This window comes from Ruegeria sp. HKCCD7628 (genome assembly GCF_057221005.1).
Genome location: NZ_JBWVBA010000002.1, coordinates 134060 through 158045 on the forward strand (window position 1 = coordinate 134060; position 23986 = coordinate 158045).

29 protein-coding genes are annotated in these 23986 nt (G+C 58.6%); 13 read left to right on the forward strand and 16 right to left on the reverse strand.

Annotated features, from left to right (window positions below; genetic code table 11):
- Window positions 1–12: 12 nt before the first annotated feature.
- The 3 genes from AC2TAD_RS07060 (at window position 13) to AC2TAD_RS07070 (ending at window position 1284) form a co-directional block, all read left to right on the forward strand.
- Window positions 13–228 carry a putative signal transducing protein gene (locus AC2TAD_RS07060; protein ID WP_170353555.1) on the forward strand — a complete coding sequence of 72 codons (216 nt, stop codon included), beginning with the start codon at window positions 13–15 and terminating at the stop codon, window positions 226–228.
- Window positions 225–995, forward strand: a complete 771-nt coding sequence (locus AC2TAD_RS07065) for a tRNA1(Val) (adenine(37)-N6)-methyltransferase (RefSeq protein ID WP_480866826.1) — start codon at window positions 225–227, stop codon at window positions 993–995. The genes AC2TAD_RS07060 and AC2TAD_RS07065 overlap by 4 nt, the downstream gene beginning before the upstream one ends.
- A gap of 124 nt (window positions 996–1119) precedes the next feature.
- Complete coding sequence (locus tag AC2TAD_RS07070) at window positions 1120–1284, forward strand: YdcH family protein (RefSeq protein WP_170772595.1); 165 nt, start codon at window positions 1120–1122, stop codon at window positions 1282–1284.
- On the opposite strand, the gene yddG is transcribed toward AC2TAD_RS07070, so the two are convergent.
- From yddG to AC2TAD_RS07115, 9 genes are all read right to left on the reverse strand, one after another.
- Window positions 1281–2147: an aromatic amino acid exporter YddG gene (yddG, locus tag AC2TAD_RS07075; protein WP_480866827.1), complete on the reverse strand. Its 867-nt coding sequence runs from the start codon at window positions 2145–2147 to the stop codon at window positions 1281–1283. The two genes, AC2TAD_RS07070 and yddG, sit on opposite strands and share 4 nt — an antisense overlap.
- The gene (locus tag AC2TAD_RS07080) at window positions 2144–3091 is read right to left on the reverse strand and encodes a transcriptional regulator GcvA (RefSeq protein ID WP_170751846.1); all 948 of its coding nucleotides are present in this window, start codon (window positions 3089–3091) and stop codon (window positions 2144–2146) included. The genes yddG and AC2TAD_RS07080 overlap by 4 nt, the downstream gene beginning before the upstream one ends.
- Before the next feature lie 297 nt (window positions 3092–3388).
- Complete coding sequence (gene phbB, locus AC2TAD_RS07085; RefSeq protein ID WP_170353550.1) at window positions 3389–4111, reverse strand: acetoacetyl-CoA reductase; 723 nt, start codon at window positions 4109–4111, stop codon at window positions 3389–3391.
- A 185-nt stretch (window positions 4112–4296) separates the two neighbouring features.
- On the reverse strand, window positions 4297–5472 hold the full coding sequence (locus AC2TAD_RS07090; protein ID WP_170751844.1) for an acetyl-CoA C-acetyltransferase: 1176 nt from the start codon (window positions 5470–5472) through the stop codon (window positions 4297–4299).
- 182 nt (window positions 5473–5654) lie between these two features.
- Complete coding sequence (locus tag AC2TAD_RS07095) at window positions 5655–6488, reverse strand: EAL domain-containing protein (protein ID WP_480866829.1); 834 nt, start codon at window positions 6486–6488, stop codon at window positions 5655–5657.
- A gap of 84 nt (window positions 6489–6572) precedes the next feature.
- Window positions 6573–6761 (reverse strand): hypothetical protein, encoded by a 189-nt coding sequence (locus AC2TAD_RS07100; protein ID WP_480866831.1) that lies wholly within the window; start codon window positions 6759–6761, stop codon window positions 6573–6575.
- Window positions 6762–6851: 90 nt separating this feature from the next.
- The gene (locus tag AC2TAD_RS07105) at window positions 6852–7823 is read right to left on the reverse strand and encodes a sterol desaturase family protein (RefSeq protein WP_480866833.1); all 972 of its coding nucleotides are present in this window, start codon (window positions 7821–7823) and stop codon (window positions 6852–6854) included.
- Window positions 7820–8206, reverse strand: coding sequence for a hypothetical protein (locus AC2TAD_RS07110; protein WP_480866834.1), 387 nt, complete (start codon window positions 8204–8206; stop codon window positions 7820–7822). The genes AC2TAD_RS07105 and AC2TAD_RS07110 overlap by 4 nt, the downstream gene beginning before the upstream one ends.
- A gap of 132 nt (window positions 8207–8338) precedes the next feature.
- Window positions 8339–8905, reverse strand: a complete 567-nt coding sequence (locus tag AC2TAD_RS07115; RefSeq protein ID WP_209195353.1) for a TlpA disulfide reductase family protein — start codon at window positions 8903–8905, stop codon at window positions 8339–8341.
- 21 nt (window positions 8906–8926) lie between these two features.
- Between AC2TAD_RS07115 and argH the strand changes: the two genes are divergently transcribed.
- From argH to AC2TAD_RS07140, 5 genes are all read left to right on the forward strand, one after another.
- A complete protein-coding gene (gene argH / locus AC2TAD_RS07120; protein WP_170751831.1) occupies window positions 8927–10315 on the forward strand; it encodes an argininosuccinate lyase in 1389 nt (462 codons plus the stop codon).
- Window positions 10315–10497, forward strand: a complete 183-nt coding sequence (locus AC2TAD_RS07125) for an argininosuccinate lyase (RefSeq protein ID WP_480866835.1) — start codon at window positions 10315–10317, stop codon at window positions 10495–10497. The genes argH and AC2TAD_RS07125 overlap by 1 nt, the downstream gene beginning before the upstream one ends.
- A gap of 47 nt (window positions 10498–10544) precedes the next feature.
- Window positions 10545–10694 (forward strand): hypothetical protein, encoded by a 150-nt coding sequence (locus tag AC2TAD_RS07130; protein WP_480866837.1) that lies wholly within the window; start codon window positions 10545–10547, stop codon window positions 10692–10694.
- 65 nt (window positions 10695–10759) lie between these two features.
- Window positions 10760–12025 (forward strand): diaminopimelate decarboxylase, encoded by a 1266-nt coding sequence (gene lysA, locus AC2TAD_RS07135; RefSeq protein WP_480866838.1) that lies wholly within the window; start codon window positions 10760–10762, stop codon window positions 12023–12025.
- 40 nt (window positions 12026–12065) lie between these two features.
- Window positions 12066–14606, forward strand: a complete 2541-nt coding sequence (locus AC2TAD_RS07140; RefSeq protein WP_480866840.1) for a TIGR02302 family protein — start codon at window positions 12066–12068, stop codon at window positions 14604–14606.
- 8 nt (window positions 14607–14614) lie between these two features.
- Here AC2TAD_RS07140 and AC2TAD_RS07145 read toward each other — a convergent pair whose 3' ends face one another.
- Window positions 14615–15361 carry a zinc-ribbon domain-containing protein gene (locus AC2TAD_RS07145; RefSeq protein ID WP_353391194.1) on the reverse strand — a complete coding sequence of 249 codons (747 nt, stop codon included), beginning with the start codon at window positions 15359–15361 and terminating at the stop codon, window positions 14615–14617.
- Window positions 15362–15544: 183 nt separating this feature from the next.
- Here AC2TAD_RS07145 and AC2TAD_RS07150 point away from each other — a divergent pair, with 183 nt between their 5' ends.
- The 4 genes from AC2TAD_RS07150 to AC2TAD_RS07165 are packed head-to-tail and all read left to right on the forward strand — an operon-like array spanning window position 15545 to window position 18450.
- On the forward strand, window positions 15545–16222 hold the full coding sequence (locus AC2TAD_RS07150; protein ID WP_170724088.1) for a cell division ATP-binding protein FtsE: 678 nt from the start codon (window positions 15545–15547) through the stop codon (window positions 16220–16222).
- Window positions 16219–17118: a cell division protein FtsX gene (locus AC2TAD_RS07155; RefSeq protein WP_480866841.1), complete on the forward strand. Its 900-nt coding sequence runs from the start codon at window positions 16219–16221 to the stop codon at window positions 17116–17118. Before AC2TAD_RS07150 ends, AC2TAD_RS07155 begins: the two co-directional genes overlap by 4 nt.
- Window positions 17118–17858: a lysophospholipid acyltransferase family protein gene (locus tag AC2TAD_RS07160; RefSeq protein ID WP_170751819.1), complete on the forward strand. Its 741-nt coding sequence runs from the start codon at window positions 17118–17120 to the stop codon at window positions 17856–17858. Before AC2TAD_RS07155 ends, AC2TAD_RS07160 begins: the two co-directional genes overlap by 1 nt.
- On the forward strand, window positions 17845–18450 hold the full coding sequence (locus AC2TAD_RS07165) for a pyridoxamine 5'-phosphate oxidase family protein (RefSeq protein ID WP_480866843.1): 606 nt from the start codon (window positions 17845–17847) through the stop codon (window positions 18448–18450). The genes AC2TAD_RS07160 and AC2TAD_RS07165 overlap by 14 nt, the downstream gene beginning before the upstream one ends.
- Window positions 18451–18458: 8 nt before the next feature.
- On the opposite strand, the gene AC2TAD_RS07170 is transcribed toward AC2TAD_RS07165, so the two are convergent.
- On the reverse strand, window positions 18459–19052 hold the full coding sequence (locus AC2TAD_RS07170) for an NAD(P)H-dependent oxidoreductase (protein WP_170353534.1): 594 nt from the start codon (window positions 19050–19052) through the stop codon (window positions 18459–18461).
- A 102-nt stretch (window positions 19053–19154) separates the two neighbouring features.
- Here AC2TAD_RS07170 and AC2TAD_RS07175 point away from each other — a divergent pair, with 102 nt between their 5' ends.
- Window positions 19155–19721 carry a TetR/AcrR family transcriptional regulator gene (locus tag AC2TAD_RS07175; RefSeq protein WP_480866845.1) on the forward strand — a complete coding sequence of 189 codons (567 nt, stop codon included), beginning with the start codon at window positions 19155–19157 and terminating at the stop codon, window positions 19719–19721.
- 18 nt (window positions 19722–19739) lie between these two features.
- Here the strand turns inward: AC2TAD_RS07175 and lpdA are convergent, their stop codons facing one another.
- From lpdA to odhB, 5 genes are all read right to left on the reverse strand, one after another.
- Window positions 19740–21128 (reverse strand): dihydrolipoyl dehydrogenase, encoded by a 1389-nt coding sequence (gene lpdA, locus AC2TAD_RS07180; RefSeq protein WP_480866846.1) that lies wholly within the window; start codon window positions 21126–21128, stop codon window positions 19740–19742.
- A gap of 79 nt (window positions 21129–21207) precedes the next feature.
- A complete protein-coding gene (locus AC2TAD_RS07185) occupies window positions 21208–21597 on the reverse strand; it encodes an MAPEG family protein (RefSeq protein WP_170353531.1) in 390 nt (129 codons plus the stop codon).
- Window positions 21598–21684: 87 nt separating this feature from the next.
- The gene (locus AC2TAD_RS07190; protein ID WP_480866848.1) at window positions 21685–22077 is read right to left on the reverse strand and encodes an MAPEG family protein; all 393 of its coding nucleotides are present in this window, start codon (window positions 22075–22077) and stop codon (window positions 21685–21687) included.
- A 129-nt stretch (window positions 22078–22206) separates the two neighbouring features.
- A complete protein-coding gene (locus tag AC2TAD_RS07195; protein WP_170751809.1) occupies window positions 22207–22476 on the reverse strand; it encodes a hypothetical protein in 270 nt (89 codons plus the stop codon).
- Window positions 22477–22478: 2 nt separating this feature from the next.
- A complete protein-coding gene (gene odhB, locus AC2TAD_RS07200; RefSeq protein WP_480866850.1) occupies window positions 22479–23984 on the reverse strand; it encodes a 2-oxoglutarate dehydrogenase complex dihydrolipoyllysine-residue succinyltransferase in 1506 nt (501 codons plus the stop codon).
- Between the last annotated feature and the right edge of the window lie 2 nt (window positions 23985–23986).

Below are 23986 nucleotides of genomic sequence, written 5' to 3' on the forward strand. Positions count from 1 at the left end.
ACATCCATCCCCATGAAAGAACTTTTGCGCAGCACTGATCCGACGATTCTGGCCTTTGCATCCGCCCTTCTTGAGGGCGAGGATATAGACTGCTTTCAGATGGACGTAAATATGAGCATCCTCGAAGGTGGCATTGGAATCTTCCCTCGCCGCTTGATGGTGCGCGCGGATGACCTGACCCGCGCCGAACGTGTCATGCACGACAATGATATCCCTTTGGGTCGATGACACTGTTTGCTGACGCCGACCTGACGCGAAACGATTTTCTGGGCGGGCGTGTGCGCCTGTGGCAACCCATAATGGGCTATCGCGCAGGCGTAGACCCTGTTTTATTGGCCGCATCTGTACCGGCAATACCCGGTCAGACAGTTCTGGAACTGGGCTGTGGCGCTGGGGCCGCCGTTTTATGCCTGCTGGCGCGGGTGCCTGACCTGCAGGCTGTGGGGGTCGAATTGCAACGCGCTTATGCCGATCTGGCGCGTCGGAATGCCGCTGACAACGGCACCGCGCTTGAGGTGTTTGAGGCCGATCTGACCGCTCTGCCGCCTGAATTGAAACAGCGTCAATTCGATCACGTTATCGCGAACCCGCCCTATTATCGTACTGGGGCGCATAGCCCGGCGGCGGATAAGGGGCGCAGCGTGGCGCTGGGTGAAGACACCGCGCTGGAACACTGGATCGATTGTGCGGCCAAACGCCTTGCCCCCAAAGGCTATTTGCACATGATCCAAAAGGCCGACCGGCTGCCCGACATGCTGACCGCCTGCGAAGGTCGGTTGGGGTCTGTTGAGGTCTTGCCATTGGCGGCACGGCAGGGCCGACAGGCTGAACTGGTGATCCTGCGGGCTCGAAAAGCTGGAAAGGCCGCGTTTCGCCTGCACGCACCGTTGATCTTGCATGCAGGGGACCGCCATCTGGCAGATGGCGAAAGCTATACACCTCAGGTGTCCGCCGTGTTGCGAAATGGGGTGGCGTTGCCCGGATTTTCGGAGTGACAGGCATTAACCAGCCGATTTTGTCGGATTTGTTATATTTTCTGTGCACCCGCAGCGTGACAGGGTGGAAACGATGTGCTCAACTTCTTACGTGAAACTCAGACATCAACAGAGGAGTACCGCCATGAGCGTGAGCGCACACCTGACCGAACTTAAGAAAAAGCACGAAAACCTCGGTCTTGAAGTTGAACAAGCACAACGCTCGCCTGGTATCGACGACCTTCACATTGCTCAGCTCAAAAAACAGAAACTAAAGCTCAAGGAAGAGATTGAGCGATTGTCGAGTTAACGACGCATACTGGCCCGGGCGGCGATCAAAGCGCCGCCAGTGATTAAAACGGCCGCGATCGCCAGACCCCAGCTTGGGGCGGCGATCCCGGCAACCACCAGAACAAGCGTAGACAGAAGCGGGGCCGCGTAAGATGACGTGCCCAAAATTTGAATGTCTCCCTGCTTGACCCCGATATCCCATACATAAAACGCCAAGCCAACGGGCCCCAGCCCAAGAGCTATGACCGATCCCCAACCCAGAATGGTTTCTGGCCAGACTGTCTCCTCAACGGCGATGTGCAAAAGGCCCGAGGCGATGGCCGTGGCCACACAGAACACAGCCACCGAACTGGTTGGCGTGTCGCCAAGGCGGCGCGACAGCACCGAATATCCCGACCATGTCAGAGCGCACAGCAGTGCCAGTGCATAGCCGGGCAAGTGTTCGACCTGGAAACCGCTGCTACCGCCACCCGCGATGATCACGGCGGCCCCGGCGAAACCCAGGCAGGCCCCGATCAGGTGGCCGATGCGCAAATGTTCTCCGGGCAATAGCCCCGAGAGCAGGACGATCAGCAGAGGCCACAGATAGGCGATAAGCCCGGCCTCTGCGGCAGGGGCCATTCGCAAAGCCGAGAAATACAGCGCATGATAGCCAAAAAGACCGATTGTACCGAACAGATAGGTCGTCCACGGGATTTCTCGAAGCTGACTCAATCCGCCTGTGGCCCATGTCCAACCCAATCCCAGCGCTCCACCGATGGAAAAGCACAACGCGTTCAGCAGCAAAGGCGGCGTGGGCGCGGACCCAACCGTAAAGAGGGCCAGCAGGGCCCAAAGCAGGACGGCGACAAAGCCGATTCCTGTTGCGCGCGTTCTTGTCACGGTGCGGGCACCTCTTCCACCGGAATGATTTCGAACTCATCCGACAAATGCGCAGTCTTTTCAATCTCGGACATGAACCAATCGCGGAACGCCGCAATCTGAGGTCTGTTTTCGGCCCCTTTAAGACACAGAAACCGGAAGCGGCCCATGGTCTCGATTGCGACCTTGAAGGGGGCTACCAAACGGCCTTCCGCCAGATCCTTGATAATCATAGCCCTTCGGCCGAGCACGACGCCCACTCCGGCAACTGCTGCGTCAATCGCATGATCCGCGTTGGAAAAATGCGCGCCGTGCTGTGGGTTGAAGTCTACCCCGACGGCCCGAAACCAAGTGGGCCAGTCAGATGGGGGCCGCAGAAACGCAATCGAGTCGTCAAAGATCAAGGGGGCCTCCCGCAGGCTTTCAGGCGTTGGAAATTGTTCGGCCATATCCGGGGTCATCACCGGGGTCAGCCACTCCTTGCGAACGGGGACGGAATACAGCCCTTCGTCCCCGCCATAGCCAAAGCGGATCGCCACATCTACATCATCCCTCTCGAGGTCCATGTTACGTAGTGTGGCCGAGAACTTCAGGTCGATCTCTGGATGCGCGCGGGCAAAGTCATAGAGCCGCGGAGCCAACCACTTGGCCGTCAACGCCGGGCCCGCCGTAACGGTCAGGCTGGTGTCATTGCCCAGCCGCCGGGCCGCCTGCCACGCGGCTTGTAGCGTGGCGAATCCGTCTGCCGCACCGGGGGCCAAGGCGCGCCCGGCTTCCGTCAATTCCACCGCCCGGTTGAGGCGACGAAACAGGGGGCGTCCCAGATGCTCCTCCAGCGATTTGATCTGAAAGGACAGGGCTGCGGGCGTGACATGCAGTTCTTCTGCAGCCTTGGAAAAAGACATGTGGCGCGCGGCGGCATCAAAGGCCCGTAGGGCGGTAAGTGGCGGTAGGTAGTCGCTCATAGGGTAAGAATATCTTAACTGAGATCAGAAGAAAGCTCGTTTGTCGACCTTAAAAATAAGCCTCATATTGATCTCAAGTCAAACAACGCTGAACTGAAAGGAGATATTCCATGATCGAGGCAACCTCCAGCCCCTCTGTCGCCCGCGCCTTTCGGCGTGCCCATTTCGAACGGTCCCGCGCGATCGGTGACTTGGTGAAATGGCTATTCGGTTCCCGCTGAGCGCAGCGCGCGCGTTCTTACGGGATAAAAAAGGGCCGGTCTTAAAAGACCGGCCCGTTTTCGTTTTGCACAGGGATTAAACGAAGAACTGCGCACCGTTGGCCGAAATGGTCGATCCATTGATGAACTGCGAATCGTCCGATGCCAGGAAAGCCACGCAGCGTGCGATTTCCTCGGGTTCGCCCAAACGTCCTGCGGGGATTTGGCCGATGATCGACTCGCGTACCTTCTCAGGCACAGCCATGACCATCTCGGTCGCGATGTAGCCGGGGCAGATGGCGTTTGCGGTGATACCAGCTCGCGCGCCTTCCTGCGCGAGTGATTTCACGATGCCCAGATCACCGGCCTTGGTCGCCGCATAGTTCACCTGTGCGAACTGACCCTTCTGACCGTTAATCGAGCTGATGACGATGATGCGACCGAATTTGCGCTCGCGCATGCCGGGCCAGACGGGGTGAACGGTGTTGAACACGCCGGTCAGGTTGGTGTCGATCACCTGATGCCACTGTTCCGGGGTCATCTTGTGGAACGGGGCGTCGCGGGTGATGCCCGCGTTGGCGACCACGATGTCAATGGGGCCAACCTCGGCCTCTACTTTTTCGATACCCGCTTTGGATTCGTCATAATCAGCCACGTTCCACTTGTATGTGGCGATGCCGGTTTCCTCGGTGAATTTTGCGGCCGCTTCATCGTTGCCGGCATAGGTGGCTGCAACATTGTATCCTTCGGCTTTCAGCGCCTTGGAAATTGCTGCGCCGATGCCGCGGGAACCGCCGGTGACGAGTGCTGTACGTGCCATTTAGGCTTCCTCCAATTTAAGTCGTCTTGGTAATGCTGTTACTTTGATAGGTAATCTTGCGCAATATTGTTTCGTTGAGAATCGTCGAAACCCATAGGGCAATATCGTCGCATCTTTGAGTCAGCCCCACTGTAACAAAAAAGGGCGCCTGCGGGGCGCCCTTTAGATGTTCAGTGCATAAAAGCTTAGTCGCGCTCCACGCACAGGGCGACGCCCATGCCGCCGCCGATGCAAAGGGTCGCCAAACCCTTTTTCGCATCACGGCGCTTCATTTCGAACAGCAGCGTGTTCAGAACCCGGCAGCCCGAGGCACCGATTGGGTGGCCGATGGCGATGGCGCCACCATTCACGTTCACGATCGACGGATCCCAACCCATGTCCTTGTTCACAGCACAAGCCTGTGCGGCGAAGGCTTCGTTTGCCTCAACCAGATCCAGATCGTCAACTGACCAACCCGCTTTCTCCAGCGCTTTGCGCGAGGCATAGATCGGGCCGACGCCCATGATCGACGGGTCCAGACCAACAGTGGCGAAGGACGCGATGCGGGCCAGAGGCTCAATCCCGCGCTTTTCCGCATTCTCGGCCGACATCAGAAGTGTCGCCGCCGCACCGTCATTCAAACCGGATGCGTTCGCCGCCGTAACCGAACCCTCTTTGGTGAAGGCAGGGCGCAGCTTGCCCATGGCCTCCATGGTTGCGCCGTGGCGAATATATTCGTCGCTGTCCATCACGATGTCGCCCTTGCGGGTCTTGATGGTGAAGGGCGTGATCTCATCCGCGAACTTACCAGCCTTTTGCGCAGCTTCGGCCTTGTTCTGGCTGGCGACGGCAAATTCGTCCTGCATGTCGCGGCTGATTTGCCATTGCTCGGCTACGTTTTCAGCGGTCTGACCCATGTGATAGCCGTTAAATGCGTCCCACAGACCGTCGCGGATCATGGTGTCGATATATTTCATGTCGCCCATCTTGTGACCGGCACGCAGTGCTGCGGCGTGGGGCGACAGGGTCATGTTTTCCTGACCGCCGGCGGCGACAATATCGGCATCTCCCAGTTGGATGTGCTGTGCGCCCAGGGCAACCGCCCGTAGGCCCGAACCACAAACCTGGTTGATGACCCATGCGGCGCTTTCTTTGGGCAGACCCGCGTTGATGTGCGCCTGACGCGCAGGGTTCTGGCCCTGTGCTGCTGTCAGAACCTGACCCATAATGGTCTCGCTGACCTCGCCCTTTTCGATCCCTGCACGTTCGACAACGGCTTCGAGAACGGCGGTACCCAAGTCATGCGCGGGTGTGTTTGCGAACGAGCCGCCAAAACTGCCGACACCAGTGCGTGCTGCGGATGCGATTACTACGTTGGTCATTAAGACAATCCTTTACCGTCAAGGTTCTGTGGGAAACGTGACGGCGCAGGCAACAGGGAAAGGTCCCTATCGGTTCAGAGCGCCTCATGATCCCCCGCTCCAACTGATATTGGAATAACGCAATGCTGCTGCTGCAGCAACGGTCAGCTTGTCTCAGGTAGGGTGCCGCTAGGTAATGGAGTTCACCCCGCTGTTTTTATTTCGTTTTTTGTCTTCCAAGGGGCGGACACCGTGGGGGCGCCGAACAAGAAACCTTGAAGGCAATCGACGCCGTTAGCGACCAGAAATTCTGCATCTTCTTTGGTTTCGACCGATTCGGCTATAACCAGAATTTCGAACTCGCGCGCGACGGCAATAAGCGCGCGAACCAGGGCTTGATTGTCCGGATTCACGCTGATCCCACGTATGAACTGGCCGTCAATCTTGGCTGCATCAAACAAAAACTCGCGGAAATGCCGAAAGCTGAAATTGCTGGCGCCAAAGTCGTCCAGTGCAAAGGCGACGCCGCGCGGCTGCATACGGTCCATGAAGTCCATGACCAGTTCTGGAACTGTCATGGCAGAGTTTTCCGAGATTTCCAGGATCAGCCGCTCTCCGATACTGGTGTCTTTCTTCAGGAATCTTTCGAGGACGCGCGACCATCTGCTGTATCCAATTGATCGTGCCGACATGTTGACGGACATGCGTATCTCCGGATTCCGGGCCAAAGCGCGCAGCCCCATTTCCAGCGCGATACAGTCCAACTCGCGGCCAATTGGCGTGTTTTCCAGTTGAGGCATAAAGTCTCGCGCCGGTATCACCCGGCCGGTTTCATCCAGAACCCGAATGAACCCCTCGTAAAACGCGACACCATGCGGAGGGTTCGCCTGCATCACGGGTTGAAAAGCCAGTTTACATTGTTTGTGCTTCACAGCGTCGGTTGCCATTTGAACGGTTGACGCATCTCGAGAGATCACGGCCGCATTTAACGGGCTGTCGGACCCTTCTGGCAAATCCGCGAGTTTCTTGTCCGTCATGCGTGGTCCACCTTTTACCGTCATCGGTCATGGGTGGATTTCAGGACAAACTTGTGAATTTGCGGTTAATGCCGCTCGATTACGTTAGCGCGCGATCGGCGACATCCGTCCGACCGAAATGGCCGCCCCGATCACCGCTCCGGCAAAGCCGAGGGCCATCATGGCAAAACCGAGTGCCACGATCGGAGACGCTGCGCCGCTCAAAGCGGTCATCATGGCGATCATAAGACCCGTCAAACCCAACACTGTGGATATGGTCACTAAACGGGTCATTTCGGGTCTCCTGTCGGACGGCTACATATCAAAGTGATATGGGCGACGGTGACCGGTTTTCAAGGAACGACCCCAGGTCGGTCGGCGGGTTCAAGCCTGTTTTGCCTCAGAATTAGGCGCTTCGGGCTGGAAACGCTCGAATCCGGGCGTTCCGCGATCTTCGGGATGCAATGCGATGTGCTTGGCTTTGATCTGATCCGAGTTGTCACGGCTGCCGTCATGACTGTAGCCGGGCGGGGCAAAGCAATAGGCCATTCGTTGACGAAGGCTCAGGCCGGGTTGCGTTGCGTCGCGCCAGATCCCGACCCATTCATGGAAGGCCACGCGAAGCGGGTTAAACGTACCGATATTATGGACCAGCCCGAAATCGACGCGATCATCCGCTTGCTCGGGTACAAATGTACCAAACATCTTGTCCCAGATGATGAAGACACCAGCATAGTTGCAATCCAGATAGCGCGCATTTCGGCCATGATGGGCGCGGTGGTGGCTGGGTGTGTTCATCACCGCCTCGAACCAGCGCGGCATTTTGCCAATCGCTTCGGTGTGGATCCAGAACTGATAGATCAGGTTCAGTCCGCCCACGAACAGCACCATAGCCGGGTGGAACCCCAACAGGATCAGAGGCGCGCGCACCACCATCATGAAGGTGAAAGTATAAGTCCAAGTTTGCCGCAGCGCAGTCGTCAGGTTGTAGTGCTGTGAGCTGTGATGATTGACGTGGCTGGCCCAGACCCAGCGGATGCGATGACCGAACCGATGAACCCAATAGTACCTGAAATCGTCCAGTACAAAACACAGAATGATGACCGGAATCGAGGTGCCCAGGTTCAAGGGCGTCACCTGCCACAGCCACATGAAGAACGCATAGGCGATAAAGCCCAATAACAGGCCCGAGGCGATATTCCCCGCACCCATGATCAACGAGGTCACCGCGTCACGCGTCTCGTACCGGCCACCTCTGTCTTTGACGGCGATCCAAAGGAACTCGGCCAGAATGGCGGCGATAAAGAATGGAACGGCCCACTGAACAGCGTCGGGGAAGGTTACTTGGTCGGTCATACGGGCTCCATCAGGTTTTGCCAGTGCTGGCGCTCGAAATCGTCAAGACGGATAAGAACTTTGGGTGTGGCGAAATCGTGAAACCGGATTTCAAACCCTTCGGCGCGGTCAAGCCTGTCAAAATCCAGAAGGTGACGCGCCACGGTGTCGGCGCCGAACGACCAGACAAGGCCGTTGCCCGCAGGTGTTCGGATCAACGCCGTATGGCCGTCATTGGTGATTGTTACATCAACAACATCGTCGCCGGGTACGTGTCGCAACCAAGCGGCTTTTGCGCTGTCCGGGGTTAGCTGCGTTATACGAGACTTGCCCGCAAGATGCATCATCAAGGTGATCCCCGCGATCCCCCCGAGCACCAGAACCAGCAATATTCCAAGCGGCATGGCCATCCTCCCGCAGGGCAGAGTGCAAGTCGCTTGCGGCAGTGTCAAAGGTGGCGTTGCGTAAGCCTCTCGCAGAAAAAGACCGGCCCGCGAGGTACGGACCGGTTACCGCATTTTCAAAGTCGACTGCGATTAGCTTTCGCCGCCCACCAATGCGCCGACAATTGCTTTGGCACTGTCGGAGTTCCATTCGGCATCGCCGATCAGGCGGGCTATTTCATCCCCGTTGGGATCAAGGATCACAGTGATCGGCAAGGCAATCACGCCAAATTCTCGCGCCACAGCCGAGCCCGCGTCTTGATGGCGGGGCAGGTTGTCGATGCCGTTTTCCTCGAAGAACTTCTTGATCCCGGCGGGCGAATTGCGGCCGGTGGCCAGCGTCACGACCTCGAACTTGTCGCCGCCGAACTCTTCCTGCAGCTCAGCAATCTGTGGCATTTCCTTGCGGCAGGGTGCGCACCACGTGGCCCAGAAATTCACCAGAACGTATTTGCCCTTGTAATCAGCCAACGTTGCGGTGCCGCCGTCATCTTCCAACTGGAACTCAATGGGGGCCTTGGGCTTGGGTTCCTTGTGCAAGATCAGGCGTTTTAGAGTGCCGTCGCGCAGCGGCGCCAGAGTTTCGGCATCTGCGGCCAAAGCGGCATTTGCACCTAACGCAAGGGCCATATAAAGGGGGATCAGACGAAATAGGCGCATATCAACTCCGGGTTTTCTTACATGACCGATCAATCCTCGAACCAGATGTGGGGCGGCCGCTTTGCCGCCGGTCCAGACGCGATCATGGAGGCAATCAATGCCTCGATCGGGTTCGATCAGCGGATGGCAGCCCAGGACATCGCAGGCTCGCGCGCCCATGCCGCCATGTTAGCGGCCACAGGCGTCATAAGTGATAGTGATGCGCAGGCTATTCGGGAAGGGCTGCTCACAGTCTTGTCAGAAATCCAGTCGGGTTCGTTTCAGTTTTCGACCGCGCTGGAAGATATTCACATGAATGTCGAGGCGCGCCTGAAAGAAGTCATCGGAGAACCCGCGGGCCGTTTGCACACAGGCCGCAGCCGCAATGACCAAGTCGCGACCGATTTCAAACTTTGGGTGCGTGATCAGTTCGACGCTGCGGAAACCGGCCTTCTGGCCCTGATCCGAGCGCTGTTGACACAGGCCGAGGCTGGGGCCGATTGGGTCATGCCCGGATTCACGCACTTGCAAACGGCGCAGCCCGTCACATGGGGCCATCACATGATGGCCTATGTCGAGATGTTTGGCCGCGATCTGTCCCGCGTCCGCGACGCGCGTGCCCGGATGAACGAATCCCCACTGGGTGCGGCGGCGTTGGCAGGTACATCTTTCCCGATCGACCGCCGGATGACGGCTGAGGCATTGGGCTTTGACCGTCCCGCCGCAAACTCGTTGGATGCAGTCAGCGACCGAGATTTTGCGCTGGAATTCCTGTCGACAGCCTCGATCTGCGCGGTCCACTTGTCGCGCTTTGCAGAAGAGCTGGTGATCTGGTCGTCGGCCCAGTTCCGGTTTGTGACGCTGTCGGATCGGTTCTCGACCGGCTCTTCAATTATGCCGCAGAAGAAAAACCCCGACGCGGCCGAACTGATCCGCGCCAAGGTCGGCCGGATCTACGGCGCGAACACCGCGCTGATGATGGTGATGAAGGGCCTACCGCTGGCCTATTCCAAGGACATGCAGGAAGACAAGGAGCAGGTCTTTGACGCCGCTGACAACTGGATGCTGGCACTGGCCGCGATGGAGGGGATGGTTAAGGACATGACCGCCAATCGCGACAGTCTGGCGGCTGCAGCAGGCTCGGGCTTCTCGACCGCAACTGATCTGGCCGACTGGCTGGTGCGCGTTCTGGGCCTGCCATTTCGCGACGCGCACCATGTCACCGGGTCGCTTGTGGCCATGGCCGAAACCAAGGGCTGCGATCTACCGGATCTGACGTTGGACGACATGCAATCGGTCCACGGCGATATTACCGATGATGTCTATTCTGTCCTTACGGTCGAAAATTCGGTAAACTCGCGACAATCCTACGGCGGTACGGCCCCCGATCAGGTTCGTACCCAGATCAAGCGATGGAAGGCGCGGCTGTAATGCGGATTGTGCAAGTTCTGGTTTTGATTGCTGCCGGTTTCGGCCTTGCGGCCTGCGGAGCGGATGGCGAGCCAATCCAACCCACAATGAGCGCGAATATCGGTGTCGGAAGCAGCGGTACATATGGTGGCGTAGGCGTTGGGCTGCGCAAAGGCGGCCTTGGTGTCTTTTTGGGGCTGTAACTGCGACGGCCTTGCTTGACGCACAACGTTTTTCAAATGAGAGCAGAATGAAACTGACCGGCCTTATCCTGACCCTTGTCGTGCTTACGGCATGTGACCCGAATTATGCACCACGCCCAGAACCAGAACCCCAACCCAGCGGTTCTGGCATTTCGATTTCCGGTTATGGTCGGGTGGGTGTGTCGACATCCAACTAAGGCAACGTTGCAAGTCGCGCGGAATCCATTGATCCGCAGACCTCTTTTGGTCTAAGCGCGCAGGTATGGATCACTTTCTCTACCGCGACGGCGCGCTTTTCGCCGAGGATGTCCCGATTTCCGAGATCGCAGCTGCGGTCGGAACCCCGTTCTATGTCTATTCGACAGCGACGTTGCTGCGGCATTTCAAGCTGTTCGATGATGCGCTGGACGGTATGGACCACCTTGTCTGCTATGCGATGAAGGCGGCCAGCAATCAGGCGATCCTGAAGACGTTGGCGCAGGCGGGCGCGGGAATGGATGTGGTCTCGGGCGGGGAATATCTGCGGGCCAAGGCCGCAGGCGTGCCGGGCGACAAGATCGTATTCTCGGGCGTTGGCAAAACAGCGGATGAGATTCGCACCGCGCTGACCGGCGGCATTCGCCAGTTCAACGTGGAATCCGAGCCCGAGATGGAAGTGATCAACGCCATCGCCTTGGAATTGGGCGTGATCGCGCCGATCACCGTGCGGGTGAACCCGGATGTGGACGCCAAGACCCACGCGAAGATCGCCACCGGCAAGTCGGAAAACAAGTTCGGCATCCCGATCGCACGTGCCTCCGAGGTCTATGCCCATGCCGCCACCCTGCCGGGGCTGGAAGTGATTGGCATCGACGTCCATATCGGCTCGCAACTGACCGAGCTTGAACCGTTCGAGCTGGCCTATACCAAGGTCGCCGAACTGACCGAACAGCTGCGCGCCGAAGGCCACAATATCCGCCGTCTTGATCTCGGAGGCGGGCTGGGCATCCCCTACACCCGCGCCAATGATGCGCCGCCGCTGCCGGTTGAGTACGGCGCGCTGATTCAGAAAACACTGGGCCATCTTGGGTGCGAGATTGAGATCGAACCGGGCCGTCTGATCGCGGGCAATGCGGGTTTGATGGTCAGTAAGGTGATCTATGTGAAATCGGGCGAGGGCCGCGATTTCCTGATCCTTGATGGTGCGATGAACGACCTGATCCGTCCCGCGATGTATGAGGCGCATCACGACATCGTCGCCGTGAACGAACCCGCGCCGGGAGTAGAACAGCAACCCTATGACATCGTGGGCCCTGTGTGTGAAACGGGCGATACATTCGCAAAACAGCGCAACATGCCGCCTCTGGCCGCTGGTGATCTGGTCGCTTTCCGCAGTGCCGGAGCTTACGGAGCGGTGATGTCCAGCGAATACAACACGCGCCCTCTGATCCCCGAAGTTCTGGTGCATGGGGATCAATTTGCAGTTATTCGTGAACGGCCAAGCTTTGACGAAATCATAAACCGCGATACCATACCCGAGTGGCTTTGACGCGATTGGCGCGCGGGCCTGCTGACGGAGGCTCGCCTTTATGGCCAAACAGACCTTGCCGATCCCAAGACTGTCCCTGTGGCTGACGCATGGGGGTATGCTGGCCGAACGGGTTTGGCGTGCATTTTGGCCTCTTTTCTCGGGTATTATGGCCGTTTTGGCCGCTTTGATGCTGGGCCTGCAAGATCTGGTGTCAGTTGAGACAGTATGGATTATCGGTTCTCTGGCCGTGCTTGGCCTTATGGCGGCCTTGGCGTTTGGGGTGCAGCGATTCCACCTGCCGACTCGGGCCGAGGCGCTTGCGCGTTTGGACGAGACTCTGCCTGGTCGCCCCATTCAGGCGCTGATGGACGATCAGGCCATTGGGGCAATGGATTCGGATTCGGTGGCGTTGTGGCATGCGCATCAGCAGCGAATGGCGCAACGGGCGGCGCAGGCTGATCCGGTCAAACCCAACCTGCGTCTGGCAGATCGCGACCCCTATGCGTTGCGCTATTCTGCTTTGCTGGCTTTGGTTGTCGCTGCCTTGTTCGGGTCGTTCTGGCGAATTGGGTCGGTGGCCGAGATGGCGCCCGGTGCGGCCGTCGCTGGGCAGGGTCCGACTTGGGAAGGCTGGGTGGAACCTCCGCGCTATACCGGATTGCCGACGCTTTATTTGGCGGACCAATCCGATGCGACACTGTCTGTTCCACAAGGCAGCCGCATCACCCTGCGGTTTTATGGTGAAGTCGGCGCGCACAGCCTGACCGAGACGACCACTGCGCTTGGCACCGAAGCTGCAACCGAACCCGAACAGGAATTTGTTGTGGACCGGTCGGGCGAACTGAAGATCGAAGGCCCTGCGGGCAAGGACTGGGCGTTGAACGTCATTGCCGATTCCCCGCCGCTGATCAGCGTTGCCGACAGTGCCGAGGCCGAGGCCGGGGGGCAGATGAAGCTGCCCTTCGCAGCCAGCGATGATTATGGCGTCTTGTCCGGTGCGGCCGTGATTGAGTTGGATCTGGCCTCGGTTGATCGTCGTTACGGCCTGACAACAGACCCCGAGTCGCGCGAATCCATTCAGGTCGAGCTCCCCATGCCGATCACCGGTGATCGTGCGGATTTTGTCGAAGACCTGATTGAGGATTTTTCACAGCATCCATGGGCACATCTTCCGGTCAAAATCTCTCTGACAGCGCGTGACGCTGCGAATCAAGAGGGGCAATCAGAACCCTACATGACCGCTCTGCCAGCTCGTCGGTTCTTTGATCCGTTGGCCGCGGCGATAATAGAGCAGCGGCGAGATCTGTTGTGGTCGCGTGAGAACGCGCCCAGAGTGGCCCAGCTGTTGCGGGCCATTTCGCATCTTCCCGAGGGGTTCTTTCGTTCGGATACCGCATATCTGCGCCTGCGGGTGACCTTGCGCAGGCTCGAAACATTTACCGAATATGATCTGAAGCCGAAACAGCAGGAAGAGATCGCGCAATCGCTGTGGGAATTGGCGGTTCTGATCGAAGATGGGACGCTGGCTGATGCGCTGGAGCGTATGCGCCGCGCGCAGGAACGTCTGACCGAAGCGATGCAGAACGGCGCGTCGGACGAAGAAATTGCCGAGCTGATGCAAGAACTGCGCGAGGCGACGCAGGACTATATGCGCCAGCTGCAGCGCCTGGCGCAGGAAAATGGCGAAGGTGTTGAAAACCAGCAAGGTCAGAACGGCGAGACCATGCAAATGACGCAGGACGATCTGCAACGGATGATGGATCGCATTCAAGAGCTGATGGAACAGGGCCGCATGGCCGAGGCGCAGCAAGCGTTGGAAGAGTTCCAGCAGATGATGGAAAATATGCGAGTCACCCAAGGCCAGGGTCAGGGGCAGCAATCCGAAGGCCAACAGGCCATGGAAGGTCTGGCCGAGACTCTGCGCGAGCAGCAGGGCCTCAGCGACCAGGCTTTCCGGGATTTGCAGGAACAGTTCAACCCCGGCGCGCAGGCCGGTGAAAACCAGGGCAACGAGGGCCGCAATGGTGGTCAGGGCCGCGGTGAAAGCCACGAAGGCCAAGGGGGTCAGGGTCAAGGTTCGGATCAGGCTGGTGAGGGCCAGCAGGGCCAAGGGTCGCTGGCCGATCGCCAGCAGGCCCTGAGAGACGAGCTGGGACGGCAACAGCAAAACCTGCCCGGTGCAGGAACGCCCGAGGGTGACGCCGCGCGGGATGCGCTGGGACGCGCTGGACGCGCCATGGATGAGGCCGAGCAAGCGTTGCGCAATGATGAATTGGCCGATGCAATCGACAACCAGTCCGAAGCTATGGAAGCTCTTCGCGAGGGAATGCGTTCGCTTGGTGAAGCGCTTGCTCAGAACCAACAGAACCAACCGGGTCAGGGCGCGCAGGAAGGCGACATGCAAGCCAACAATCGTGACCCGCTTGGCCGCAGCCCCGGTTCTTCAGGCACGATTTCGACTGATGACAGCCTGTTGCAGGGCGAAGATGTCTATCGCCGCGCGCGCGAGTTGCTGGACGAAATCCGCCGCCGCACGGGTGAGTCGGATCGCCCCGATATCGAATTGGAATACCTCAAGCGGCTTCTCGAACGGTTCTGATTACAGGATTAGCTTCCTGATCCCGTCTGTGCCTCGAGCCACAAACGGGCTTGGTCGACCAGCGAAACATAGCTGCCCAGAACCGGATCGGCTTGCGGTACGGCTTCGGAAATCTGCTGCGCGTTGGCATAGAGCAACAGCAAAACAACACCGATGACGATGGCGATCACAAAGCCGCGCTTGAAGCCGCTGCCCGAGCTGCGTGGCAGAGGCTGAACCTCATTTTTCTTCGCTACAGGTTCATCGCTGCGCAGGCTCGAGTTTATAGCCTCAACATCCGGTAGCGGTTCGACTTCGGCTGCATCCTTTGCTGCCTCGGTGCGGGTCAGTTCCTTGATACGTTCCTCGGGATCGGGCGCTTGCGGAGGATCCAGGCCCAGATCGGGCTGGGTCTCAAGGTTTTCGGCTTCCTTTGCGCGTAGATCAGCCTCGCGTGCGGCCTCTTCCTTAAGAATACTGGCAACGTCAGGATCGACATGGACAGATTTCTGTGTGTCTTCCGATTTGGCCGGTTGTTCAGCCGCCACGTCGGGTTTTTGTGGCGCAGGGGCCAGAGCCGGTTCGTCGACCGGCGGAGCAACCGGAACGGTCTCGGGCTCAACCTTTGACTCAACCTCTGCCGTATCGGCTACGGGGTGTTTGCTTTGAAACCAGGTCTTTTCACAGTTCGAACACTGCACATCCCGACCCTCGGCGGGAATGACCTCATCTGGAACCTCGTACTGGGCACTGCAATTCGGACATGTAAGACGCATGCTGCCTCCGGGCCGGGGAACTGGCCTGATAATAGTTTTTTCAGGGATGATATTCCGTTAAGACCTGACAGCAAAGGGTGTTTTCGGTTTCGCCAACTAAGTGTCACCAATTCGACCCGGTGCAGGCATTGAAACAACAACGACGCTCGGGCAAGAAGAGCGGTAAGCAAACTGGGGGCTTTCGTGATCGAGCTGGAAAATGTCAGCTATACTTATGGTGGTGGCGCCCTGCTGAGCGATGTATCCTTACGGTTGCAGTCCGGATCATTCCACTTTTTGACCGGTCCCTCGGGGGCAGGGAAAACGACGCTGCTCAAACTCTGCTATGGCGCTTTGTTGCCGACGTCGGGTCGGTTGTCCGCATTTGAACAAGACATTGCCGGGCTGGACCGGGATCAGATGGCGCTGCTGCGCCGCCGGATTGGTGTAGTGCATCAGGATTGCCGATTTCTGGATCACATGTCCCTTGCCGAAAACGTAGCGCTGCCGCTGATGGTGTCAGGGCGCGGTGAAGCTGCGCAACAAGAGGACCTTTCGGAGCTGCTGAACTGGGTTGGTTTGGGAGACCGCAAGGACGCGCTTCCGCCGGAACTGTCCGGGGGTGAGCGCCAACGCGCGGCACTGGCGCGTGCGGTGATCCTGTCTCCTGACGTCGTTTTGGCAGATGAACCCACCGGCAACGTTGATTGGGAAATGTCCCAACGACTGCTGCGCCTGTTGGTCGAGTTGAACAAGATGGGTAAGACGGTGCTGATCGCTACGCATGACCTTAGCCTAATACGGGCGGCCAAAAGTCAGGTTCAGGCACGGGTGTTGCGTATTTCTCAGCGACAAGTGCAACTGGCGGGGGCGGATCTATGAGCAACGGTGCCATCCGCAACCTGTTGAAGCGGGACACCAGCGCTGATCGTGTTGTCCCGCCCACCGGCTATACTGCGCAACTGACCGTGTTCGTGTCAGGCGCTATGGCGTTCCTGGCCGTTTTTGCCTTGGCTTTGTCACTAGCTTCGGGACGGTTGGCGGATCGTTGGGCCACCGAGCTGGCCGGGGCGGCGACCCTGCGCATCAACGCGCCCGCAGATCAGCTTGCGGCCCAAACCGAGGCTGCGCTGGCCGTTCTGTCGCAAACACCTGGCGTGGCGTCAGCCCGTGCTTTGACGGCCGAGGAACAAATCGCCCTGCTATCTCCTTGGTTCGGTTCTGATCTGCCACTGGACACGCTGCCCGTCCCGCAATTGATCGAAGTGATCGAAGGCGAGCCCGGTATGGATGCCGCAGGTTTGCGTCTGCGCCTGGGGGCCGAGGTGCCCGGAGCGGTGTTGGATGATCATACCCGATGGCGCGAGCCTCTGGTCGATGCGGCGATGTCCTTACGCAGGCTGGGGTGGGTCTCGATCCTGCTGATCGGGGGCGCCACAGCGGCGATGATCACGCTGGCGGCCAATGCGTCGCTTGCCGCAAATGCCCAGATCATCGAGGTTCTGCGTCTTGTTGGGGCGCAGGACCGGTTTATCGCCAATGCGTTTGTCAGACGGTTCACGTATCGTGCGTTCTTTGGGGCGATGGTTGGAATGTTTCTTGGTATGACCGGTGTTCTGCTGTTGCCCGAGGCTTCGGATGAAGGTGGTTTTTTGACTGGGCTTGGTTTCAAAGGGGTCGGCTGGCTACTGCCAACCCTGATTCCGATACTGGGGGCCACTGTCGCGTTTCTGGCGACATGGAGCGCCGCCAGCCGAAAACTGAAGGAGCTTTCTTGATGGCAACAGCGGTTCAGTGGTTTCGCTCTTTGGTTTTCATGATCGTCATCTATGTTTGGATGCTGATCCTTGGTATCGTCTTCGCGCCCTACGCCATCTTTGCAAAGCAGGGGGCTCGGAAGGCGTGCAAGTCCTATGCGCGGTCTACTATGTGGCTGGCGCGTTGGATGGTTGGTATTCGATGCGAAGTGCGTGGAACCGCGCCAGTAGATGAGGTTGTCGTAGGCGCGAAGCACCAGTCTTTCTTAGATATCATCATGATCTTCAACGCGATGCCGCAGGCCAAGTTCATCATGAAACGAGAGCTTATGTGGACCCCGATCATCGGAGTTTATGCGCGTCGTTTGGGGTGCATTCCGGTGGACCGCGGTAAAAAAGGTGCGGCGGTGGCAAAGATGGTCAAGGACGTCGCGAAAGAATTCTCGGAACCCGGTCAATTGGTCATCTATCCCCAGGGAACGCGCGTCGCGCCTGGGGTGCAGAAACCTTATAAGGTGGGCACTGCGGTCCTGTACGAGGGGCTGGGTTTTCCCTGTGTACCTGTCGCCACAAATGCGGGTGTGTTCTGGCCACGCTCGGGCATCATGCGTAAACCCGGCCTGGCGATTGTCGACTTTCTTGATCGGATCGAACCGGGTGTTGAACGGGGTTCATTTTTGGAACGCCTAGAAGATGTGATAGAGGATCGCTCGAACACGTTGATGAAAGAAGTGGGGTTTGATCCTGATGAATTTCGTTGAGGATATCGAAACCCTAACGGGTTTGTATGGTACGCCGGCGGCACCCTCGCTGCGCAAGGTGGTGCACAGGATGACGCCATTGTATCGCAAGTGGATAATGGCCTCACGCCTATGCGTTCTCAGCACTGTGGGCCCCGAAGGCGTAGATGGCAGTCCACGCGGGGATGACGGCCCGGTGGTTCTTGAATTGGATCCGCACACAATTGCCATGCCGGACTGGCGCGGAAATAATCGCCTCGATAGCCTGCGCAACATAGTCCGCGATCCTCGCGTATCACTGATGTTCGTGGTGCCCGGTTCCAACAACGTCGTGCGCGTGAACGGAACCGCCAAAGTGACTGCTGACGAGAATCTGGTAGCTCGGTTCGAAAAACAGGGTAAACGACCGACCACCGTGATTGTCGTTCAGATCGCCGAAATCTATTCGCAATGCGCCCGCGCCTTGATGCGCGCTCGAACCTGGAACAACGGGGACGAGACGGCCGATCTGCCCACAGTTGGTGAACTTCTGGCCGAAGCGTCAGATGGAGACGAGGGCGGCTTGCGCTATGACCGGGAGTGGGGCGCACGCGCCGCACAAACGATGTGGTAAGCAGAATGTCAAATTGCGGCTGCTCCGATCTTAGCGATATGTGAGATCCATTGTTCCACGAGGCCTTCTTTGGGTTGGCTCGCCCCGGCGAAATAAGTGAATCGGGTCGGTTTAAAGCCGACAAATCCAAGAATCTGACCTTTGATCTGTCTTACCAGAGCCTGCCGGTAGACAAGCCGCATAAACCAGCCAGGTGTGTCTGACGTCAGGATCACGCGCGCTGTGCGGCCGGAAAGTAAGGGTGCGGGCAAGCCTGCCAGGGTGGTGTTTCTGGTGTCAAAGGTTCGGCCGGGGATGAACATCCGGTCTATCAATCCCTTCAGCTTGGCGGGAAGACCACCCCACCACATCGGTGTCGTCAAAACCAGATGATCACTCCATTCGACGTCTTGCAAAACCTGCTCCAACACCGGCTCCAACGGTTTGAAATTCTGGTAATTGCCCTGGCCAAAGTCGTGATCGAACTGCAGTTCGCTCAGATGAACCATCCGTATTTCATGTCCTTTGGCGCGTGCAGCGTCTGCGTAGGTCTGTGCGAAAGTCCGGGACAGGCTGTTTTCAGCCGGGTGCCCATCAAGGATGAGGATCTTTTTGAGTTTCATTTGATTTCTCCTAATAGTGACCACGGTCATTTATTTAGAATCAAAAATGACCGCGGTCAATAAAAAATTTGACCACGGTCAAAAACTGTGCGAAAGAACCTTATGCAAAAACGTACTTTGAAAACTCGAGCGCGCCTGTTGGCTGCTGCGGCAGAAGTTGTTGAGAGCGGCGGGTTTGAAGCTCTGCGCGTTGAGGAAGTGGTGCAGATTGCCGGCGTCGCAAAGGGCACGTTCTTTGCGCATTTCAAGGACAAGGACGCCTTGATGGAAATCCTGATTGGCGAAAAGCTAAGCGCGTGTTTTGATTCTGTCGAAGCTGGATCGTCCCCGCAAAACGTGCACCAAATTGTGGTAGCGTTGGAGCCGATACACAGTTTTATGATGTCCGAACGCTATGTGTTCGATCTGATACTGCGTTATTCAGGGGCGGCGGCGATCGCTGAAATAGGCCCGATTGCGCAGTGTTTCGAAAGGTATTTCCGTCTGGTTTCCGATTGGTTGAAATCCGCCCAATTGCGTCAGGATATTTCGGCGGACCTGCAGGCCGAAGGGGTTCAGGCCTTTGCCTTGCAAGCGATGTCGCTGAAATTCTGCGCGCTACACTCGGCCAGCACGTTTACAGACCGATTAGAGGGATACTTGATAGCGTGGTTGACCCCGGCAAAGTAGTTGCCGGGGTCACATAACTTAACTGTGGATCGGACCGTCGCCGCAGGCCAGAGCCGCTTCGCGTACCGCCTCGGAATAGGTCGGGTGCGCGTGGCAGGTCAGGGCCAGATCCTCGGCTGAGGCCCCGAATTCCATTGCAACGCAGACCTCGTGGATCAGATCACCTGCTGCGGGGCCGATGATGTGGGCGCCCAGAATGCGGTCGGTCTCTTTGTCGGCCAGAATCTTGACGAACCCATCAGCGGCGAAGTTCGCCTTGGCACGTCCATTGCCCATGAACATGAACTTGCCGACCTTATAGGCGCGACCTGCAGCTTTCAGGGTTTCCTCGGTCTCACCGACATTGGCGACCTCGGGCCAGGTGTAGATGACGCCCGGAATGACTCCATAATTCACATGGCCATGCTTGCCCGCGACCTGTTCGGCGGCGGCCATGCCCTCATCCTCGGCCTTGTGGGCCAGCATCGGGCCCTCGGTTACATCGCCGATGGCATAGATGCCGGGCACGTTGGTCTGCCAGTCAGTCCCGACTTTGATCTGACCGCGCTGGGTCATCTCGACGCCCAAAGCCTCCAGTCTCAGACCGTCCGAGAATGGCTTGCGCCCGGTGGCGACCAGCACGGTGTCAGCCTCAATCACATGCTCGCTGTCATCTTTGCGCAGCTTGTAGGTGACCTTGGCCTTCGTCTTGGTGGCCTCGGTCTTTTGCACGGCGGCGCCCATGACAAATTTCAGGCCCTGCTTCTTGAGGATACGCTGGAAGGTCTTTTGAACCTCGGGGTCCATGCCCGGCGTAATCACGTCGAGGAATTCGATCACCGTCACCTCGGTCCCCAGACGCTGATAGACCGAGCCCAGTTCCAGCCCGATTACGCCCGCGCCGATCACGACCATCTTTTTCGGGATCTTGCCCAGCGACAGCGCGCCGGTCGAGGTCACGACGACTTTTTCATCCACCTCAACTCCGGGCAGCGAGGACGGCTCGGACCCGGATGCGATGATGATGTTCTTGGCGGTGTGAACCTCGTTCCCCACTTTGACCTGCCCGGCAGCGGGGATCGAACCCCAGCCTTTCAGCCAGTCGATCTTGTTCTTCTTGAACAGGAACTCGATGCCCTTGGTGTTGCCGTCGATCACTTCATCCTTGTAGGACTGCATCTGCTTCCAGTCGACCGAGGGGCTTTTGCCCTTGAGACCCATCTTGGCAAAGTTATGCTCGGCCTCGTGCAGCTGATGGCTCGCGTGCAGCAGCGCCTTGGACGGGATGCAGCCCACGTTCAGGCAGGTGCCGCCCAGCGTGTCACGCCCTTCGACAACGGCAGTTTTCAGGCCCAGCTGGGCGCAGCGGATGGCACAGACATAGCCGCCGGGGCCGGCTCCGATTACGATGACGTCATAGTTTGCCATTCAAATGGTCCTTTGTTGTTCTATGGTGTGGGCGTGCGCCCTGATCCCTAGGCGTTTTATTCTAACCTGAGAAACACGGTTAAAACAGCGCCGCAAGCAGCATTGCGACAGTTGCTAAAAAGCCGGCCATCCAGATGATTGTGCGCCACGGCGTCCAGCCCAGCGCATAGGCCGGAACATAAAGAACGCGCGCGATCAGAAAAATCCAGGCGGCAGTGGCGGTGAATGAGGTCGATTGTCCTGTCACGGTAATGACAAGGGCGGCAATGGCGAACAGGGTCAGCCCCTCGGTCATGTTGCTGAGCGCGCGGTGCATCCGGCCCGACGCTCCGGGGCGATCAACCTCTGTGTCGCGGGGGCCAATGGCTTTGTTCAGGTCGATCTTGCCGTGGCCGACGGCCAGATATGCGATGAACTGAACGGCCCAAAGCAGGGCGGCCAGGGTAAGAACTGTGGTTTCGGGGGTCATGTCTACCATCCGGTATTCGTTGCAGAGCCTGATCGCGGCAAACTGTGTTAGAGCCGCGCCATTGTGCAGGGCGCGGCGAGTCGCGCCTTAAAGCGCTTGAAGGTAAAGGTAAGCCGTTGCCAGGAACCCTGCCAGCCAGACAGTGGTGCGCAGGAACGGAACGGGGATGGCAAAGGCGTAGATCGGCACAAAGGCGATCCGCGCGAGCAGAAAGATCTGTGCTGCAAACAACGTACCACCGGTAAAGGCGTTTTTGGCAGACAGGATCAAAACTGCAGGGGCGAACAGGGCCATGGCCACGACGGAATTTGCTAGTGCGCGTTCCACTCGTCCGGCAACTCCGGTCAAAGGCGGCATGTCATCGCGCGCGCCACCCAGCGTCATCAGCCCGACCTGAGACATTGCAGTCAGGACATTCAGCAGCACCACAACGATGACCACAAGGCCATAGAGGGCAAGTATCGAAAGCTCGGAAGACATGATGTTTATCCTTTTGTAAATCTCAGTCCGGTCTTGCGATTACCATCCGCCGTGGGTGAAGGCAGGCTGGGTTCACAGGTATGTGCGTGCCCGTGTGCGAGATCGTTCCGCACACGGGCTGTTTCAGAGTCAGACAGGCTGCAGCAGTTTCACCTGGATATGGGCAACGCCGCCGCGTTCGTGGTGCATCGCCAATTCCTGCGAATCCAGAAAAGCACGGGCCTTGTCCAGATCGCGCACCTCAAACATCGCGATGGCGTGGTCGCGCTGATCGGGGTCGCGCCAAACGTGCAGGTCGTAGATGCCTGCCGCCTTGCGCATAGGCTGATCTTCGCGGAACACGGTCAGCCAGGCGTCAAAATCGGCCACATCGGCCTGCCACAGAACATGTGTTGCCATGATTACAGATCCATCAGCAGGCGGCGCGGATCTTCCAACGCCTCTTTCACGCGCACCAGGAAGGTCACCGCGCCTTTGCCGTCGACGATCCGGTGGTCATAGGACAGCGCCAGATACATCATCGGACGGATCACAACCTGACCATTGATCGCCATCGGGCGGTCCTGAATCTTATGCATGCCCAGAATACCCGATTGCGGGGGGTTCAGGATCGGCGAGGACATCAGAGAGCCGTAAACACCACCGTTCGAGATGGTGAAGGTGCCGCCCTGCATTTCCGCCATCGACAACTTGCCGTCACGGGCGCGTTTGCCTTTCTCGGCGATGGCTTTTTCGATCGCCGCGAAGGACATGCTGTCAGCATCGCGGATGACCGGAACCACCAGACCGGTCGGCGTACCGGCGGCCACGCCCATATGGACGAAGTTTTTGTAGACAATGTCGGTGCCGTCGATCTCGGCATTCACCTCGGGCACTTCTTTCAGCGCGTGGCAGCAAGCCTTGGTGAAGAAGGACATAAAGCCCAGACGCACACCGTGCTTCTTCTCGAACTGGTCTTTGTACTGGTTGCGCAGAGCCATCACCTCGGTCATGTCCACCTCGTTATAGGTGGTCAGCATGGCGGCGGTGTTTTGGCTGTCTTTCAGGCGTTTGGCGATGGTCTGACGCAGGCGGGTCATCTTGACCCGTTCCTCGCGCGCGGCATCGTCAGCGGCCACAGGGGCACGCGGCGCAGGGGCCGAAGCCGGAGCAGCAGCAGGTGCAGGTGCTGCAGCCGTTGCCACGGCGCGGGCCACGTCCTCTTTCATGATGCGACCGTCGCGGCCTGTGCCTGCGACTTGACCTGCGGACAGACCGGCCTCGGCCATCGCTTTCTCAGCCGAAGGCGCGTTGGACACATCCTTGCCGGTGGCCGCAGCCGCAGGGGCCGCCGCTGCCGGAGCAGCCGCCGGAGCCGCAACAGCACCCGCGCCCGAGATCACGGCCAGCTTGGCCGAGGCATCCACCGTGGTGCCTTCGGGGGCGGTGATTTCGGCCAGAACGCCCGCCGCCGGGGCCGGAACTTCGACCGAAACCTTGTCGGTTTCCAGCTCACACAGCATTTCGTCCTGCGCGACGGCGTCGCCCACCTGTTTGAACCATGTGGACACGGTTGCCTCGGTTACGGATTCGCCCAGCGTGGGAACCATCACGTCGACACTGTCGCCTGATGCTGCCGGAGCGTCTGCCGCAGGGGCTGCCGCCGCCGCTGGGGCGGGGGCAGCGCCTTCGCCTGCCGCGATCGTGGCCAGCAGCGCGTCAACGCCAACGGTTTCACCTTCGGCGGCGACGATTTCACCCATTACACCTGCAGCGGGGGCGGGGACCTCGACGGTGACCTTGTCGGTCTCTAGCTCGCAGAGCATTTCGTCAACTGCCACCGCATCTCCGGGCTTTTTGAACCATGTGGCAACCGTGGCTTCAGTGACCGACTCGCCCAGCGTGGGAACACGAACTTCAATGGACATCA